Source organism: uncultured Muriicola sp. (assembly GCF_947258935.1).
GTDB lineage: Bacteria > Bacteroidota > Bacteroidia > Flavobacteriales > Flavobacteriaceae > Muriicola.
Genome location: NZ_CAMYKH010000005.1, coordinates 1 through 16826, shown reverse-complemented (window position 1 = coordinate 16826; position 16826 = coordinate 1). Strand labels below are relative to the sequence as shown.

At 41.5% G+C, this 16826-nt stretch carries 14 protein-coding genes; 8 read left to right on the top strand and 6 right to left on the bottom strand.

The window, feature by feature from the left end; translation table 11 throughout:
* Window positions 1–135 precede the first annotated feature (135 nt).
* The 5 genes from Q0X72_RS01375 to clpX all read left to right on the top strand — a co-directional run bounded on the left by Q0X72_RS01375 (window position 136) and on the right by clpX (window position 5794).
* Window positions 136–1761 carry a G-D-S-L family lipolytic protein gene (locus Q0X72_RS01375; protein ID WP_297760944.1) on the top strand — a complete coding sequence of 542 codons (1626 nt, stop codon included), beginning with the start codon at window positions 136–138 and terminating at the stop codon, window positions 1759–1761.
* A gap of 70 nt (window positions 1762–1831) precedes the next feature.
* The gene (locus tag Q0X72_RS01370) at window positions 1832–2185 is read left to right on the top strand and encodes a phage holin family protein (protein WP_297760942.1); all 354 of its coding nucleotides are present in this window, start codon (window positions 1832–1834) and stop codon (window positions 2183–2185) included.
* Window positions 2186–2278: 93 nt separating this feature from the next.
* Window positions 2279–3601 carry a trigger factor gene (gene tig, locus Q0X72_RS01365; protein ID WP_297760939.1) on the top strand — a complete coding sequence of 441 codons (1323 nt, stop codon included), beginning with the start codon at window positions 2279–2281 and terminating at the stop codon, window positions 3599–3601.
* Between the two features lie 179 nt (window positions 3602–3780).
* The gene (gene clpP, locus Q0X72_RS01360; protein ID WP_297760935.1) at window positions 3781–4461 is read left to right on the top strand and encodes an ATP-dependent Clp endopeptidase proteolytic subunit ClpP; all 681 of its coding nucleotides are present in this window, start codon (window positions 3781–3783) and stop codon (window positions 4459–4461) included.
* A 97-nt stretch (window positions 4462–4558) separates the two neighbouring features.
* Window positions 4559–5794, top strand: coding sequence for an ATP-dependent Clp protease ATP-binding subunit ClpX (gene clpX / locus Q0X72_RS01355; RefSeq protein ID WP_297760932.1), 1236 nt, complete (start codon window positions 4559–4561; stop codon window positions 5792–5794).
* On the opposite strand, the gene Q0X72_RS01350 is transcribed toward clpX, so the two are convergent.
* Both Q0X72_RS01350 and Q0X72_RS01345 read right to left on the bottom strand, forming a co-directional pair.
* Window positions 5791–6336, bottom strand: a complete 546-nt coding sequence (locus tag Q0X72_RS01350) for a hypothetical protein (RefSeq protein WP_297760929.1) — start codon at window positions 6334–6336, stop codon at window positions 5791–5793. The genes clpX and Q0X72_RS01350 overlap by 4 nt on opposite strands.
* A 132-nt stretch (window positions 6337–6468) precedes the next feature.
* Window positions 6469–7983, bottom strand: coding sequence for a GH3 auxin-responsive promoter family protein (locus tag Q0X72_RS01345; protein ID WP_297760926.1), 1515 nt, complete (start codon window positions 7981–7983; stop codon window positions 6469–6471).
* Between the two features lie 77 nt (window positions 7984–8060).
* Between Q0X72_RS01345 and Q0X72_RS01340 the strand changes: the two genes are divergently transcribed.
* Window positions 8061–8855, top strand: coding sequence for a DUF2797 domain-containing protein (locus Q0X72_RS01340; protein WP_297760921.1), 795 nt, complete (start codon window positions 8061–8063; stop codon window positions 8853–8855).
* Here the strand turns inward: Q0X72_RS01340 and Q0X72_RS01335 are convergent.
* Genes Q0X72_RS01335 through sppA form a run of 3 tightly spaced genes read right to left on the bottom strand, consistent with a single transcriptional unit; the run spans window position 8848 to window position 14080 of the window.
* Window positions 8848–11580, bottom strand: a complete 2733-nt coding sequence (locus tag Q0X72_RS01335) for an AsmA family protein (RefSeq protein ID WP_297760918.1) — start codon at window positions 11578–11580, stop codon at window positions 8848–8850. The two genes, Q0X72_RS01340 and Q0X72_RS01335, sit on opposite strands and share 8 nt — an antisense overlap.
* Window positions 11581–11607: 27 nt before the next feature.
* Window positions 11608–12318, bottom strand: coding sequence for a queuosine precursor transporter (locus Q0X72_RS01330; protein ID WP_297760915.1), 711 nt, complete (start codon window positions 12316–12318; stop codon window positions 11608–11610).
* A 4-nt stretch (window positions 12319–12322) separates the two neighbouring features.
* On the bottom strand, window positions 12323–14080 hold the full coding sequence (sppA, locus tag Q0X72_RS01325; RefSeq protein ID WP_297760912.1) for a signal peptide peptidase SppA: 1758 nt from the start codon (window positions 14078–14080) through the stop codon (window positions 12323–12325).
* Between the two features lie 172 nt (window positions 14081–14252).
* Between sppA and Q0X72_RS01320 the strand changes: the two genes are divergently transcribed.
* Complete coding sequence (locus Q0X72_RS01320; RefSeq protein ID WP_297760909.1) at window positions 14253–14657, top strand: DUF2721 domain-containing protein; 405 nt, start codon at window positions 14253–14255, stop codon at window positions 14655–14657.
* 54 nt (window positions 14658–14711) lie between these two features.
* On the opposite strand, the gene Q0X72_RS01315 is transcribed toward Q0X72_RS01320, so the two are convergent.
* Entirely contained in the window at window positions 14712–15968 is a 1257-nt protein-coding gene (locus Q0X72_RS01315) for a nitrate/nitrite transporter (protein ID WP_297760906.1), read from the bottom strand.
* A 177-nt stretch (window positions 15969–16145) separates the two neighbouring features.
* Between Q0X72_RS01315 and Q0X72_RS01310 the strand changes: the two genes are divergently transcribed.
* Window positions 16146–16826 (top strand): glycoside hydrolase family 16 protein (locus Q0X72_RS01310; RefSeq protein ID WP_297760903.1); only part of this gene is annotated, 681 nt, incomplete at its 3' end.

Sequence of the window (16826 nt, the reverse complement as noted above, 5' to 3'; positions counted from 1 at the left end):
TTATGAATTCATAAAGTTCTTTGGCTAGAATTAGGAGTTCTTTAATTATATGGGGGTTTAATTGCGTGTATCATAATTTATATTAAATTTGGCTAGACTGAACTTCGTGAAGATTTATAACTCAAAATTGACTCAATGAAAAAGCTTTTTGCATTACTTGCATTTCTCGGACTCTTCTTAGCGTCCTGTAGTGAAGACGATATAATCGTAGATAACACGCCTCCTCCGGCGCCGGTAAACTATACAAGTGGAACAGCCGATTTTTCGAACTATGTAGCCGTGGGAAATTCAATCACCGCTGGTTATTCAGATCAAGCACTATTTATTGACGGCCAAACCAATTCTTTTCCTTCCATGCTGGCAGGGAATTTTGCCCTTGCAGGGGGTGGGGCCTTTACCACGCCATTTATGGCAGATAATTTAGGAGGAGCTACCTTAGACGGACAGGCTTTTCTGGGAAACCGACTTATTTTATCTTTTGCTTCCGGAGACCCTTCACCGGTACCTGTATCTGGTCAGGGAACAACAGAAATAGGAAATACCTTAACCGGACCTTTTAATAATATGGGCGTTCCAGGCGCAAAGAGCTTTCATTTGGCAGCTCCCGGGTATGGTAATATAGCCGGGGTAGCCATTGGCGCGGCTAACCCGTATTATGCAAGATTTGCAAGTTCCGGATCTGCGACTGTTATCGGAGATGCACTAGCACAAAATCCGACTTTCTTTACACTTTGGATAGGAAATAATGATGTATTAGGATTTGCCGCCTCGGGAGGTGATGGAGTAGATCAGACCGGAAATTTTGATCCTACTATGTACGGAGGTAGCGATATCACGGATCCCAATGTCTTTGCCGGTGTATACGACGGTCTCCTGCAAGGCCTAACTGCCAATGGAGCCGATGGGGTGGTGATTAATATTCCTGATGTAAGCGCATTACCTTATTTTACAACCGTGCCACACAAGCCCTTGGATCCAACAAATCCAGATTTCGGGCCGCAAATACCTTTGTTAAACACAATTTTTGGAACATTAAATCAAATTTTTACTGCTGTCCAACAGCCAGAACGAATTGTCGTGTTTTCAGAATCAGCAGCTAGCGCTGTGGTGATCAGAGATGAAAATTTAGCAGATCTGTCCGGAACAATTGCAGGAGCATTATTATCAGATCTTCCGGCATTTAACGCTTTTATTGCACAATTTGGATTACCACCTCAGGCTGCTCCTCTGGTAGCAAATTTATTGGGATTAACTTACGGTCAGTCAAGACCAGCCACGGCAGATGATCTAATTGTTTTACCAAGCAGGACAATAATTGGAACTGTAAATACTGATAATTTTCAGTTTTTAGTTAATCAAGGATTATCCGCGGAATTGGCAGGACAGTTTTCAGTGGAGGGGGTATCATTGCCTTTGGAAGATAAATGGGTGTTGACTCCTGAAGAACAAACTTCTATTAGTGTGGCTACCACAGCTTACAATCAAACAATAGCAGCATTGGCAACACAATACGATCTAGCCTTGGTAGACGTTAATACATACCAAAGTATCATAGCAGATGTTGGAGCTCCATTAAGCGATGGAAGTGTTGTGACAGATGCTTATGCTACCGGTGGCGGATTTTCTTTGGATGGGGTACACCCGGCACCAAGGGGATCAGCATTGCTGGCAAATTTGATCATCCAAACCATCAATGCAAAATATGGTTCAAATCTTCCGGGCGTAGATCCTTTGGATTATACCGGACTATACTTACAATAAAAATTAAATCATTATTTTAAAGGCACCTTTTATAGGTGCCTTTTTTATTGCTAACCTAATTAATGATCCTATGAAACTTATTATTCGTGTTCTGCTTAGTGCCCTTGCTGTGGTCTTGTTGGCTAAACTTTTAAGTGGTGTATATGTAGATTCATATACCACTGCTATTATTGTAGCCATCGTCCTCAGCTTGCTCAATTTTATTGTAAAGCCTGTTTTGGTAATTCTTACGCTCCCGGTGACCATCCTTACACTTGGACTTTTCTTATTGATCATCAATGCCGTTATTATTCTTTTAGCAGATCAATTAGTACCCGGTTTTGGGGTTGAGAACATCTGGTGGGCCCTGCTTTTCAGCTTACTTCTTTCATTTCTTCAATCCATATTTTTTTCAGTTTTAAAGGAACCTAAAGAAACCTTTTAAGCAACAGTTTAGACAAGGTTCCAAAAACTTGTTCTGCTCTGTAAAATGTACTATTTTTGCATCCCCTTACGGGAATGTAAATAGAAGAAATAGATGAATATTACCAAGGAGCAAATAGACGACCTAAACGCTGTAGTTAAGGTAGCTATCACAAAAGAAGACTACCAGGACAAGGTAGAAAAGATCCTTAAGGATTATCGTAAACAGGCCAATATACCTGGATTTAGAAAAGGACAGGTCCCTATGGGACTTATCAAGAAGCAGTACGGCAAGGCGGTACTGGTAGATGAGGTCAACAAATTATTACAGGACAATCTCAATAAATACCTCAACGAGGAAAAACTAGATGTGTTAGGAAATCCTCTGCCTAAACAACAAGATAGTTTTGATTGGGACAGGGACGAATTAGCTTTTGAATTTGAGTTAGGCCTGGCCCCGGAATTCGAAGCTTCCCTAAAAACCAAGAAACCTGTAATTCAATACAAAATAGTTGCCGATAAGAAGATGATTGATGAGCAGTTAGAACGTATCCAAAAACAATACGGAAAACTGATCTCTAAAAAAGAAGTCGGAAAAAAAGATGAAATAACAGGGACCTTTGTAAATGAAGCAGAGGAGATTGAGCATAAATCTACAGTGGAGCTTGATAAAATCAAGAATAAAAAGGCCCTGGATGCCTTACTTGGTAAAAAACCCGGCGATGTGGTTACCTTAAAAACCAAAGGCCTTTTTAAAGAAGATTATTTTCTTTCAGGAGCCTTAGGGATCAATAAAGAAAAAGCGGATAAGTTGGCCATTGAAGTAAACTTCACTTTAGAAGAGATCAATGAGCGTGAGCTGGCAGAATTGAACCAGGAGTTGTTCGACAAGCTTTTTGGAAAGGATACCATAACTTCTGTGAAAGAACTAAAAGACCGTCTTAAAGAAGATGCTGAGAAGCAATTTGAACAACAATCTGATCAAAAACTTCTGAATGATGTAACCGAACGGTTGATTGATACCACCAAATTTGATTTGCCTTCAGGTTTTTTAAAGAAATGGATCCAGATGACAGGCGAGAAGCCTCTATCTGAAGAGGAAGCTCATGATGAATATGAGAAATCTGAAAAAGGTTTGCGTTATCAATTGATTGAAGGGAAGATCATTAAAGATCACAACGTTGAGATCAGCTTTGATGAGCTTAAGGAATTTGCAAAAGGCTTTATAAAGTCTCAAATGGCTCAATACGGACAAATGAATCCGCAGGAAGAAGAACTAGAAGCCATTGCCGGAAGAGTCATGAGCAATCAGGAAGAAGTAAAACGACTTTCAGAACAATTGATGAGTCAAAAATTGCTTACCCTCTACAAGGAAAAGGCTAACCTAAAAGTGAAAGAGGTTACCTATGAAAATTTTGTAAAAGAGGTCTACGGTTAATTTCCCCGGACAGAAAGAATAATATCCTTAATACGATAGGAAATCTCTTTGTTAAGACTTTTATAAAATAGGATGCGGCAGACAAACTGCGATCAATTTTCATTAAAAATAAGTATCTTTACAGAGCCGAATGCTATTAATTCGGCTCCTTTTTTTTATAATATAATTATACCACTATAATGGATTACGGAAAAGAATTCAAAAACTTCGCCATAAAGGATCACGGCATCAATAGCATGTACTATGATGAGGTTTTACGCAGTATGTACCCTGTAAATATGACGCCAAATATTATTGAAGAGCGTCAATTAAACGCCATAGCCATGGACGTTTTCTCGCGTCTTATGATGGATAGGATCATCTTTTTGGGAACCGGGATCAATGAACAGGTGGCCAATATTGTACAGGCACAACTGTTGTTCCTGGCCAGTGCTGATTCTTCCAAAGACATACAGATCTATATTAATTCTCCCGGAGGAAGCGTATATGCCGGCTTAGGGATCTATGATACCATGCAATTCATTAAGCCCGATGTGGCCACTATCTGCACGGGAATGGCAGCCTCTATGGCCGCTGTTCTGTTATGTGCCGGAGAGAAAGGAAAACGAAGTGGGCTAAAGCACTCCAGAGTAATGATCCACCAGCCCATGTCTGGAGCTCAGGGACAGGCCAGCGATATAGAAATTGCAGCCAATGAGGTAATAAAGATCAAGGACGAACTCTATCATATTATTTCCGAACATTCCGGACAGTCTTTTGACAAAATATACGAAGACAGTGATCGGGATTATTGGATGAAGGCCCAAGAGGCAAAAAAATACGGTATGATCGATGAGATTCTGGTACGAGACAAAGATTAGAACGCTGGGGTTTACACCTAAAGAATGTAGCCTCTTGACCCCATAATAAACCAAAATCAGAATTATTTCGTTATAATAGCCGATAGCATTAAAAAATATGGCCAAAGAAAACTTAGAATGTTCTTTTTGTGGCAGGAAAAAACCTGAGACCAACCTCCTTATTGCGGGGCTGGATGCTCATATCTGTGATCGATGTATAGAACAGGCTCATGGCATTGTTTCTGAGGAATCTAAACAATCCAAAACAGACGACCTTTCTTCAGAATTGACCTTAAAGAAGCCAAAAGAGATCAAAGAATTTCTGGATAGTTTTATCATAGGTCAGAGTAGAACAAAAAAAGTATTGTCCGTTGCGGTATACAATCACTACAAACGACTTTTACAGCCCAGCTCCAAGGAAGATGAAATAGAGATCCAAAAGAGTAATATCATTATGGTTGGGCAAACCGGTACAGGGAAGACCCTTATGGCCCGTACCATTGCCAAAATGCTTAATGTACCCTTAGCTATTGTAGATGCTACGGTTCTAACAGAGGCAGGGTATGTAGGGGAGGATGTTGAAAGTATTCTTACAAGACTCTTGCAAGCGGCAGATTATAACTTAGAAAAGGCAGAGCGGGGAATCGTATTTATAGATGAGATAGACAAGATTGCACGAAAAAGTGATAACCCATCCATTACGCGCGATGTTTCGGGTGAAGGCGTGCAACAGGGATTGTTAAAACTTCTCGAAGGAACTATGGTAAATGTACCGCCAAAAGGGGGACGAAAACATCCGGATCAAAAATTTATTGAAGTGAACACCGAGAACATCCTTTTTGTAGCCGGTGGAGCTTTTGATGGGATAGAACGTATTATTACCAAAAGACTCAATATGCAGGCAATTGGCTATAGTGCAGCTCGTAAAGAAGAACATATAGATAAGGAAAATGTGCTTCAATATATCATTCCAAGAGACCTAAAGGAATTTGGTTTGATCCCTGAGATCATTGGCAGGTTGCCAGTACTCACCCATATGAATCCGCTCGATAAGAAGACCCTTAGGGCTATACTTACCGAACCAAAGAATGCCATCATCAAACAGTATGAAAAGTTGTTCACTATGGATGGAATCAGCTTTGAGATCACCGAACAGGCATTGGATTACATTGTAGACAAGGCTATTGAATACAAACTAGGTGCCAGAGGCTTGCGTTCTCTATGTGAGGCCATCTTTACAGATGCCATGTTTGAACTACCCAGTAGTGATGACAAGGAATTTAAGGTGACCAAGCCGTACGCGGAAGCGAAACTCTCCTATGAGACCATCAAGAAGTTAAAGGCGGTCTCTTAAAGTTGAAATTTTTTGTGAATAACAGAATCCAAAAGACTTAAACAAACTTTTTGGACGATCTTCTCATCAGAATATAATCCATGTCCGTATTTAGGCAGTATTTCTAAGGAAACTCCTTTTGAAGCGGCCCATTCCTCAGTTGGCAAACCTTTGTCTTTTTCGCCGTGTAATAAGCGTACCGGACAATCTGGCTTTGCAGCATTTAAAGGGAGATCTATAGGTGAAATTGCGTATAAAGACTTCATAGGTAACCCCTGTAAGGCGGCATTCCAGACCACTGTACCTCCGGCACAAAAAGTTAAATAATGGCAAGGCTTGTTTTCTTTATTGAGCAGCTGCGCTACGGCAGTATCCATACCGCCATTTTGAAATGCCTCAAAGAGGTTCTCTGGTGTGCAGACCACTAGATCTACCCCTGCTAGATGCTGAGTATCGTAGTATTGAATATCAAAGTATTGTTGTAAGTAGCCCAGGTAAGAGGTGATCCAAAGACCTTTCTTTGAACCCCACATATCGGATAGGATAACTAGTTTTTCTGCCATAAGAATGTACTTATAGGTTAAGTTTGGAGGCTCAATTTGTACATTATTTAGGCAAATCTCCTATTTACTTGTCGATTGGTTGCATTTTATCGACCATTTTCCAATACACTGGTTGTGAGTGTTATACAGAATTCAATCATTCATATGCAACAATTCATCCAAATAGGCCCTGTCATTAGATAATCTGGGGATCTTGTGCTGCCCTCCTAGCTTGTCCTTAGATTTTAGCCAGTCATAAAAAAGATTTTCTCGGGCCACATTTATCTTAGGCATAGTAAGTGTCATATTATTATAGCGCTTAGCCTCGTAATCTGAATTCAAGGATTTAAGGGCCCTGTCCAATGATTCTGTAAAGTCACCCAGCCTTTCCGGTGCCTGCCTAAATTCAATCATCCATTCGTGGGCTCCCTTCTCCCTTCCGGACATAAAAACTGGAGCCACCGTATAGTCCTTTATCTGAGCTCCGGTCTTATTGCAGATCTGTTTCAAGGCTTCCTCCGCATTCTCAATAATAAGCTCTTCCCCAAAGACATTGATAAAATGTTTTGTACGACCAGTGATCTTGATCCGGTACGGATCTGTAGATGTAAACCTAACAGTATCTCCTATTTTATATCGCCAGAGACCTGCATTTGTAGTAATGATGATGGCGTAATTCTTTCCTATTTCCACGTCCCACAGGGCAATAGCCTGTTGCTCCTCAGTGCCATATATGTCCATCGGGATAAATTCATAAAAGATGCCATAATCTAACATCAGTAAAAGATCATCCGCATTATTCCTGTCCTGAATAGCAAAAAATCCTTCAGAGGCATTATAGATCTCGTAGTACTTGAACTTGTTTCTGGGCAGTAATTTTGCGAACTGGTCCTTGTATGGATTAAAACTTACGCCCCCGTGAAAATAGACCTCCAGATTTTCCCAGATCTCAAAAAGGTGGTCCTTCCCGGTTTCTTCCAGAACATTATTTAACAAGACTAACATCCAGGAAGGTACCCCGGCCAGACTGGTAACATTCTCCTGAATGCTTTCCTGAATAATAGCATGCATCTTTGTTTCCCATTCACTCATCAGGGATACCTTATTACTGGGTGTGCTACTCAATTCGGCCCAAAAGGGCATATTATCAATAAGAATGGCTGAGAGATCCCCGAAGAAGGTGCCGTTGTCCTCATAGAGTTCTTTGCTGCCGCCAAGACGAAGACTCTTCCCGGTAAATAACTGGGAATTCTCATTGTTGTTAAGATAGAGGCAGAGAAGATCTTTGCCCGACTTATAATGACAATCTTCCAGGGCTTCTTCGCTTACAGGAATGAATTTGCTTTTGGCATTGGTAGTGCCACTGCTTTTAGCAAACCATTTAATGGTAGTGGGCCAAAAAATATTCTGCTCCCCTTTCCTGGTCCGTTCAATGATGGGTTCCATCTCTTCGTATGAAACAATAGGTACCCTTTCCTGAAATTCCCTGTATTGGGTAATAGAAGCAAAATCGTACTTCTTCCCTACCTCTGTATCCTCGGCAATTTCAAGTAATTGATGCAATACCTCTTCCTGTACTTCCGCAGGGTACTTCAGAAAAAGTTCTATCTGGTGATAGCGCTTTTTAAGCAACCAGGAAGCTATGGAGTTAAATAATGGAATGGGCATTTTTCGGTATCTTTGGCAAGCTAAAAATAGGGTTAAAAGGTAACAATTTAAATTGGATAAATTATAAATACAGGCAGATGCAATACGAAGGTGTTTTACGGAAAATGAAAACCGAATTAGGAGAGCCTATTCAATATTATTTGTTGTTTGAAAACGACTTTCTAAATGTGAATCAGGTGTTGAATAACACCTTGAGCATTCAGTTTCTAAAATATCAGTGCCTGAACTGTGGTTTGGAGCGACCTATTTTTCGTCAGGGATTTTGCCGCAGCTGTTTTTATGAGATCCCTTCTGCCGGGGAATGGATCATGCACCCCGAATTAAGTACTGCCCATCTGGACAAAGAAGACAGGGATCTCGACTATGAAAAAAAAGTACAGTTGCAACCCCATATTGTATACCTAGCTAATTCTAGCAATGTAAAAGTGGGGGTAACACGCAAGACTCAGGTGCCTACACGCTGGATAGATCAGGGAGCCCACGAGGCCATTGAGATAGTTGAAGTACCCAACCGTTACCTTGCAGGGATCACCGAGGTGGCACTAAAAGACCACGTTGGAGATAAGACAAACTGGAGGAAAATGCTCACTAATAATGTTGATGATGAGGACCTGGTGGCCTGGCGCAACAAGTTAAAACAATACATCCCGGAAGAGGCAGCTCCTTATTTCATAGAAAATAATAAGGAAACTGAGCTGCATTTTCCCGTGCTGAGGTACCCCGAAAAAGTAAAAAGCTTAAACCTGGAGAAGACACCCAAATTTCAAGGTAAATTAATGGGGATCAAAGGACAGTACCTCTTATTTGGAGACAACACCGTCTTTAATATCCGTGGCAGCGAAGGTTATTACGTTTCCCTGGGCCTTACTTGATAGAGTCCTTTTTTACTACTACCGTATCCTTTTTCTTTTTCTTCAATAAGCCGCCAAGTACAGATTTGGCTGCCTCTTTTACTGCATCGTTCTTAGTTGCAGCGGCGGTGCTATCTTTCCCGGTAGTGTCTGCCTTCTGGGTATTCGCTTTAAGAATTCCTCCCAAAGTTTCCTTCACAGCATCTGTAGTGGAAGTTTTTGTTGTTGTAGAATCTGTTTTTCCTTTCTTCCCGGTAAGCAGACCTTCTAATAAGGTAGATGCCTTCTCCTTCCCTTTATTCAATAATTTTTGCTTTTCAATCTCAATGAGACTGGCCGTAAGGTTTTTCACTCCGGATGTAAGATCGGTCGTTACCCTTGGACTACTGTACAGTCCGCCAATAGACACTCCTACGGGGATTGTCAGGTTTTGTAAACTACTATCATCGATCTTGGCGATCAGATTGGTAATCTCAGATCCCAGGTACTTGGCTGGGACCTGCAAAGTGGCCTTGTAATTCATATTCTTGTCAAAGCTATGACTGCCATTTACGGTAACTCCAATATCCTGATAGCTAAAGGTGATGGGCTTTACGGTAACTACTCCATCCTTAAAAGAAAGTGCTGTTTTAAGACCATTTAGATTGAGTTTCTCTGGTTTGAAGAAATTGAGTTGAGTAGCCATTGCATTCAGTACATTGGCTTTTTCCATACTTATCCTGGTCTCAAATATTTGGGCCAGTAAATCTCCTGTAATGGTCCCAAGATCTGGAGTAAAATCAGAACTTAAATTCCCGGAGATCTCAATGGTAGAATTTAATTTTCCCTGCAATGCTGAGGCTACAGGAGCCAGAGTTTTTAAAAGAGTAAGTTCTTTAAAAGCCTCGGCTAATTGAAATTCTTCTGCTCCCAAACGCATAACAAAAGTTGGGGTCTCTGCCTTTGTAGACACCTCCCCATTCATGGCCAATTTTCCACTGAACAAAGAGGAAGTAAGGCTGCTTAGTGTGGCAGTTTCATCCTTGATCCGTAAAACTCCTTCCACATTTTTCAAGACCAGATTGTCATACAATACAGTTTGTGCTTTGGCATTTATAGTACAATTTAGAAAGGACGGGATCTTTATACTGGCCGCCTCTTCAGTCGATTTAGGTTTTTTATTTTCCGAACTCTTACTATCAGCTACCATAAAGTCGTTAAGTGAAAAAGTATTGGAGACCAGATTAAAATTCCCTTCTACCTCTTCCTTATTAAACATAAAGCCCAACAAATTATTCAGCGTACCGGAGACATTAAAATCGGTTTTACCAATTGTTCCCTGCATTTTGTTAAGGCTCACTCGTTCCGGTTTAAAATCCAAAGCGATTGCTTGAAATTGAACCGGGGCCGTCAATTCCTCATTACTGTATTCAAAACCTTCAATGCTCAACTGTCCTGAAGTGCGCGTTTTGGCATACTGCTTCTTTTCCAGAGAGGCCATATCAAAAGCGGTGGATACCTTGGCTTTCAACAAACCTTTTAGATCCTTTTCGGCAGCATAGGGATAGGCTCTGGACAGGTTGGCCAGATTCATATTTGCATCTATCCGGGCATCAACCTTGGTGTTGCCCGTTAGATCCCATACTTTGGCATTCATCGCAAAGCGATCCTGATCTATGCCAAAAGAAGCCTTCTCAATAGTAACATACGTATCTTCTGTCAGACCTGTTTCGTTGGTCACTTCGGCAGCAATAACAATATTTTCGACTGCTTTTGGCAGATCGGGGTATTTGAACGATGCATTGTCTGATTGAATATCTATCCTAAAAGTTGGAATATGGATGTCATCTATCTTCCCTTTAAATTCTCCTTCAACCGTAAAATTACCGGTGGTAGCAACATCTTTTATGTCCTTGGAATACTGCTCCGGGAAGAGGGCCAAGAAGTTTTTAAAATCTGAGGAGGGGGTTTGGAATTTAATATCCACGTCATTGTAGTCATCTGCTACCTGAACGAAGCCTTCAAAGACCAGGGGCAGCTGGTTAATACGCCCGCTATTCTTTAAAAAGGTAAAGGTAAAGGTCTCCAGGTCTATTCCTATTAAGGCCTCAAGAGCTACCTCATGCTTATTCAGGTATTCGGTGCCATCCATACGCAAGCTTACCAGAGCTTCCGAAGTGGTCTGCAATTCAGATTTCTGCAGTGACAGATCCCCGGATCCACGGTGTTCTATATCTGATACCTCCACATACATCCCATCTGCCAGGTCGTTGTATACAACACGCGACCCGCTCAGGATATATTCTTGTAGGTCTAAAGTAAAGCCGCTGTCTGAAGTTTCTGCATTGTTGGAATTGGGTACTTCTTTGGCAATATCGTAGTTGGCCTGTTCTGCTTCATTGATCTGAATGTTTAAAAAGGCCTTGTCCAGACTCAGGCTTTTGAGTTGTATAGGCTCCGAAGCATCTTTAAATAGCTCATAAATTGAAAGGGTAAGGTCTATTTGTCCTGCCTTAAAAAGAGTATCTCCTTCAAAGGGTGCATTGTTCAACAGTACCGCATCGTTTATCCTCAATTCCGCATTGGGAAAGCTGCGAAACAAGCTCAGGTCTGCCTCTGCAAAATCGAATGATCCGTTTATACTGCTATTAACTTTCTTTTTAATGATCTGCCCTATTTTTCCTTCCAATACAAAGGGGGCTGCTATCAAAATTCCAACAAAGAGCAGGATGATACCGGCCGCTATTTTTACAACTTTTTTCTTCATTTATTAAGATTTAGAGGTGGAAGTGGGCTAGATCTCCAGCTGAATTTCCTCGCCCATTTTTAATTTAAACCGCCTTCGTAAGATATATACGAAAAAATACAGAAAAGGGGTGTCTAGCATCGCAATAAATACCTTAAAAAGGAATCCACTGATCACAAGACCGGTAAAAAGAGTCCAGGGTAACACCTGAAAAACACAAAGCAAGCCTACTACGGTAAAGGTATCTATGAACTGCGACAAAAAAGTGGAAAAATTATTCCGTATCCAAAGGTATTTACCCTTGGTGACCCGTTTCCAAAAATGATAAATAGCAATATCCACATACTGAGCACAGAGATAGGCGATCATAGAGGCCAGTACGGCTATGGGAGAAAGTGCAAAAACACTTCGGAACACCTCATCCCCAATAGGCGAGGCCGGAATAGCCGGTGCCATTTCGGCCAGCAAGATGATTCCCATTGAAAAAAAAGAGGCGAAGATCCCGGCCGTAACGATCTGGTTGGCCTTTTTCTTCCCGTAGATCTCGGAGATCAGATCCGTGATCAAAAAAGTAATTGGATAGGGTAAGATCCCCACAGAGATCTCGAAAAGCGAAGCCCCAAATACGGTGACATCTCCGAACGGCCTCCAGTAAAAGAACTTTTGAAAAATCAGATTGGAAACAACCAGAGAAGTTATAAAAAGAGCTCCGAGGTACAAATAGATCTTGTACGCAACTTTTTTATCCTTCGTGGTCATCTGCTTATTTGATAGTTAACCTAAAAGGCATGCTGGCTTGTATGCCGCGTTGTTGTGTAGTCCTTTTTATGTCCTTGTATAAACCGAAAGCGTCCTCCCCAAGTTCAGATTTGATCATGTCTTCCTGAAGTCTGGTTTTGGCACCGGACAGGTCTTCCATCAACATTTCAAAATTTGACTTGTATCTTGGGTATCTTCGGATACTATAGCTTGTAATATCAGCCAGGTCAGCGGCTGAGGCAATGGCATCGTTCAGACCTCCCAACTCATCTATTAAACCTAGTTCCATGGCATCTATTCCACTCCAAACTCTCCCCTGGGCCAGGCTATCTGCCCTCGCCATAGAGATATTTCTACCAACAGATACCCTATTAAGAAAGGTTTGGTAAATAGATTCAATACTTTCTGTAACCACGCCTCTAAACTGAGGGGTCATTGGTTCAAATAGGGAATATTCAGTAGAATTACTATTGGTGGCCACCTGCTCTGCATTGATCCCTATGTTACCGGCCAATTCACTGATGTTCGGAATAGTTCCAAAAACACCTATAGATCCTGTAATGGTAGTGGGTTCTGCAAAGATCTTATCTGCACCTACCGCAATATAATAACCTCCTGAAGCGGCTACATCGCCCATGGAAACCACTACCGGTTTTTCTTTCTTCGTAAGTTCTATCTCACGCCATATAATATCTGAGGTAAGGGCACTACCCCCTGGTGAATTGACACGTAATACCACTGCCTTCACCTTTTTATCTTCCCGGGCCTTGATCAGCGCCTTGTTGATAAGGCCCTGCCCAATATAGTTTGGGCCACCTTCACCGTAAAGGATCTCTCCCTGTGCATAGATCACCGCGATACGATCGCTCCCTTTGTACAGTGATCTCTTGCCGGCTTCCTTCATATAGTCTGAAAGCTCTATATATTGTATTTTTTGATCTTCTGAACGTCCACTAGCTTTTTTAAGGATGGCCTCATATTGGTCCATATACAAAAGATCGTCTATTAGGCCCGACTGTTTCGCATACAACGGACTTCGCCCTCCCAAAGTATCGGCTATAACATTCAGGTCGTCTATATAAAGGTTTCTGTCTGACCCTATCTGCTCAACCACAGATCCCCAAAGCGACTCCAATAATTCTTTGATCTGGGTACGGTTGGCCTCACTCATTTCATTTTCCAAATAAGGTTCCACGGCACTTTTGTATTTTCCATGGCGGATAACCTCCATTTTTACCCCGGTCTTTTCCTGTAGATCTTTGTAAAATAAAACCTCCGCAGAAAGGCCTCTAAAGTCCATTCCCCCTACCGGGTTTAAGAATACACTATCTGCCACACTGGCCAGAAAATAGTCCTTTTGCATGTAGAGGTCGGAATAGGCGTAGATAAACTTCCCCGACTCCTTAAAATCGCGCAGGGCCTCTCTGATAGCCTGTGTCTGCGACCAACCGGCCATTACAAATTGACTTCTAAGGCTGATCCCTTCAATCTTATCATCGTTCTTAGCCACTGCTATGGCATGTAATATATCGTCTAAGCCAACGGCCTCTGCAAAGAGTCCGGCGAATGGGTCGGCATCATTGCTGCCGGTATAGTCATTTATAGGATCTTTAAATTGGAGTTCCAGCACAGAATTTTTCTTTACCGTAACACCTTCTTCCGCATTGGCCAGGCTGATAAAAATTAGGAACATAAAGAACAGCATCCCAAAGGCGATAAGGGTCCCCAGGATAGCTGCTAAAAGGTTTCGTAAGAAATTCATATATCTTCTTGCTTAGTGGCCTCAAAGATAATGAAAGTGCCCATCTCCCAGCAGGACTTGGCTATATTTTAAGGAAATGGAAAAATAGGGGAATCTTATATCAAATACCAAGTACCAATTAATACTTGAGATTTGAGATTTAAGATAATTCTCTACTTTTGAAAAAAAATTAATGGAAGAACTTACCCTTACCACTCCTGCCCTTTTATTCTCTGCCATATCATTGATCATGCTGGCATATACCAACAGGTTTCTGGCCTATGCCGCGGTGATCAGAAATCTACGCGATAAATACATGGAACAACGAGACGAGTCCTTAATTGAGCAAATAAAAAACCTGAAGCTGCGATTAAACCTAACCCGATGGATGCAGATCTTTGGCATAACAAGCCTCCTTCTTTGTGTACTTACTATGTTCCTTATTTATATAGACCAACATGTTTTAGCCATATGGATTTTTGGCATTGCCTTGCTACTGCTTATCATTTCGCTGGCCCTTTTGATCAAGGAAATTCAAATTTCTACCCAGGCACTAAAGCTTCATTTGAGTGATATAGAAAAACATCTGAACAAGTGATTGAAACGCTCCAAATGTCCGTATTGGAATATATGTATGGTAATTTTCTCCGTCTTACTTCTTCCTATACAACCTAAAATAATACCAGGCTGCTATACCTCCAATAAAAGAAAAAATGGCCAGCATCCAGAATACATGTTGATGCCCTTCAACTCCCGGTGAACTATCCAGGAGATACCCCATAGCAGGCCCGGCAAAAATATCGGGCGTATACCCAATAAGCGAGATAAGGCCCACTGCGGTTCCGGTCAACACCAAGGGGATCTGTCCCCGTTGCATTACCGCAAAATAAAGCGAACGTGCCGCATATACACCGGTAGCTACTACTAAGATCGAAATAAAGAACAAGGCGGTTGCCGAAGTAGAAACCAGGCCTGTGGCAAACAACAAGGCTCCAAAGAAGGCAACAACAAAACTGATCATCAACCAGAAGGTTGTTTGGGTCCTGTCTGCCAATATGCCAATAAGCACCCCGATAACCGGCCGAATAAACAACAAAAAGGTCCCTACCTGGGCAGATTGTACCTGATCATAACGCATTACATCCTGGGCATAAAGTGAAAACACATCGGTGATCTTATAGCCTACATAAGCGCATAAAATAATGATCATAAGTAACCACACTGAAGGCAGTCGTAATACCTCTTTTATTTGTGACATTGTTATTTTATCTAAGATGATCTCTTTTTCAACCCTGCTATCCAATTTCATAAAGAACCATACCAAGAGCCCAACAAAGGCCACGATCCCGGCAGATATCAGGATTACATATTTAAAAGCTGCTCTGCTTTCTGAGATGCTTGCCGAAGCGATCTCTGAAGTTATAAACATGGAGAAAATAAGTACCCCCATGGTACCGAAAAGGGCACCGACAAGTCCACGCCCTCCATCTAAAAATCCAAACGCCTTCCCCTGAGAAGTAGTTCCTCCCCAGACCCGGGTTGCCTTGATCATAGGAGCCCAGAATAAAAAAATGGTGGTAAAGCCCCAATATCCATATAGAATTTTTAAAACATCATAGCTGGGAAAAGTTGCATAGACCAGTCCGCCCAGGGCTGTCATCCAAAGTGCCAATGCGATCAGTTTTCGAGGGGGAAACTTATCGGCCAGGGGACCGCCAAAGAGATAGGAAACTAAGGCCACTACGCCATATACAGAAAAACACAGCCCTAGCTGTACATTGTCTAAACCAAAGGCATCAAGCACTGTTGGCCTGAAGACACGGGAAAGCACAAAGGGCAAAATAAATACAGATTCACCCGCCAGAATGACGAGTATGAGAAAGTACCAGGGAGCTGATTTTTGATCCATTTATAATACCTACATCCGACTCAAAGATTCGGATCAATGAATTTGTCTAAAAATAGAGTTTTGCGGAGAAAGTAACTATATAAAGGTTCCCTTCGTGCCTATACAAGGACTAAAATCTGTAGAAAAGTAGAGGTCCATTGGTTTTTAGTATCTTTTGAAAAAATTATTCCAGTTGTTATGAAAAAAATCAATGTAGTACATATGAGCATATATCCAATTTTGTTTGCCATTTTGTTGAGTTTTACCGGTTGTTCTAATTCTGGTGATGAAAATGTTGCTGATGACATTGCGATAGATCCGCAACCTTTGCCGGAACCCATAGACCCCAACAGGCCATGGAATTTGATCTGGGAAGAAAATTTTGACACTGACCTTTCTCTTTGGAATAGTTGGGAAAGTGGGGCCTATAATAATGAAATACAGTACTACAGGCCCTCACAATTGTCCCTGCAAGATGGCATCTTAACCATAGATATACTAAGAGAAACTATTACCGGACCCAATAACCCAAATGACAACTCCCCAAAAGAGTTTCAATATGTATCTGGAAGAATAGAAACTAAGACCACATTTGGTCCGTCTAGAGGAACCGGAGAAACCGAGTATCGTTTTATGGCCCATATAAAAATGCCCGCCGGTAATGGTATGTGGCCGGCCTTTTGGTCTTATGGAGATCCGTGGCCTACCAAAGGAGAAATAGATATTATTGAATCACGGGGGAATATCCCCATGCAATTTTCCTCCAATATCTTTTATGGAACTGAACCAGGGATCCCCATTACAAATAATGACAATACAGTGGTAGAACATGAAGTGGATGTTGATATTACAGCCGATTTTCATACATACGAACTTATT

Coding starts and splice junctions, on each gene's coding strand:
- Q0X72_RS01375 (WP_297760944.1), top strand. CDS start 136: ATGAAAAAGCTTTTTGCATTACTTGCATTTCTCGGACTCTTCTTAGCG.
- Q0X72_RS01370 (WP_297760942.1), top strand. CDS start 1,832: ATGAAACTTATTATTCGTGTTCTGCTTAGTGCCCTTGCTGTGGTCTTG.
- tig (WP_297760939.1), top strand. CDS start 2,279: ATGAATATTACCAAGGAGCAAATAGACGACCTAAACGCTGTAGTTAAG.
- clpP (WP_297760935.1), top strand. CDS start 3,781: ATGGATTACGGAAAAGAATTCAAAAACTTCGCCATAAAGGATCACGGC.
- clpX (WP_297760932.1), top strand. CDS start 4,559: ATGGCCAAAGAAAACTTAGAATGTTCTTTTTGTGGCAGGAAAAAACCT.
- Q0X72_RS01350 (WP_297760929.1), bottom strand. CDS start 6,336: ATGGCAGAAAAACTAGTTATCCTATCCGATATGTGGGGTTCAAAGAAA.
- Q0X72_RS01345 (WP_297760926.1), bottom strand. CDS start 7,983: ATGCCCATTCCATTATTTAACTCCATAGCTTCCTGGTTGCTTAAAAAG.
- Q0X72_RS01340 (WP_297760921.1), top strand. CDS start 8,061: ATGCAATACGAAGGTGTTTTACGGAAAATGAAAACCGAATTAGGAGAG.
- Q0X72_RS01335 (WP_297760918.1), bottom strand. CDS start 11,580: ATGAAGAAAAAAGTTGTAAAAATAGCGGCCGGTATCATCCTGCTCTTT.
- Q0X72_RS01330 (WP_297760915.1), bottom strand. CDS start 12,318: ATGACCACGAAGGATAAAAAAGTTGCGTACAAGATCTATTTGTACCTC.
- sppA (WP_297760912.1), bottom strand. CDS start 14,080: ATGAATTTCTTACGAAACCTTTTAGCAGCTATCCTGGGGACCCTTATC.
- Q0X72_RS01320 (WP_297760909.1), top strand. CDS start 14,253: ATGGAAGAACTTACCCTTACCACTCCTGCCCTTTTATTCTCTGCCATA.
- Q0X72_RS01315 (WP_297760906.1), bottom strand. CDS start 15,968: ATGGATCAAAAATCAGCTCCCTGGTACTTTCTCATACTCGTCATTCTG.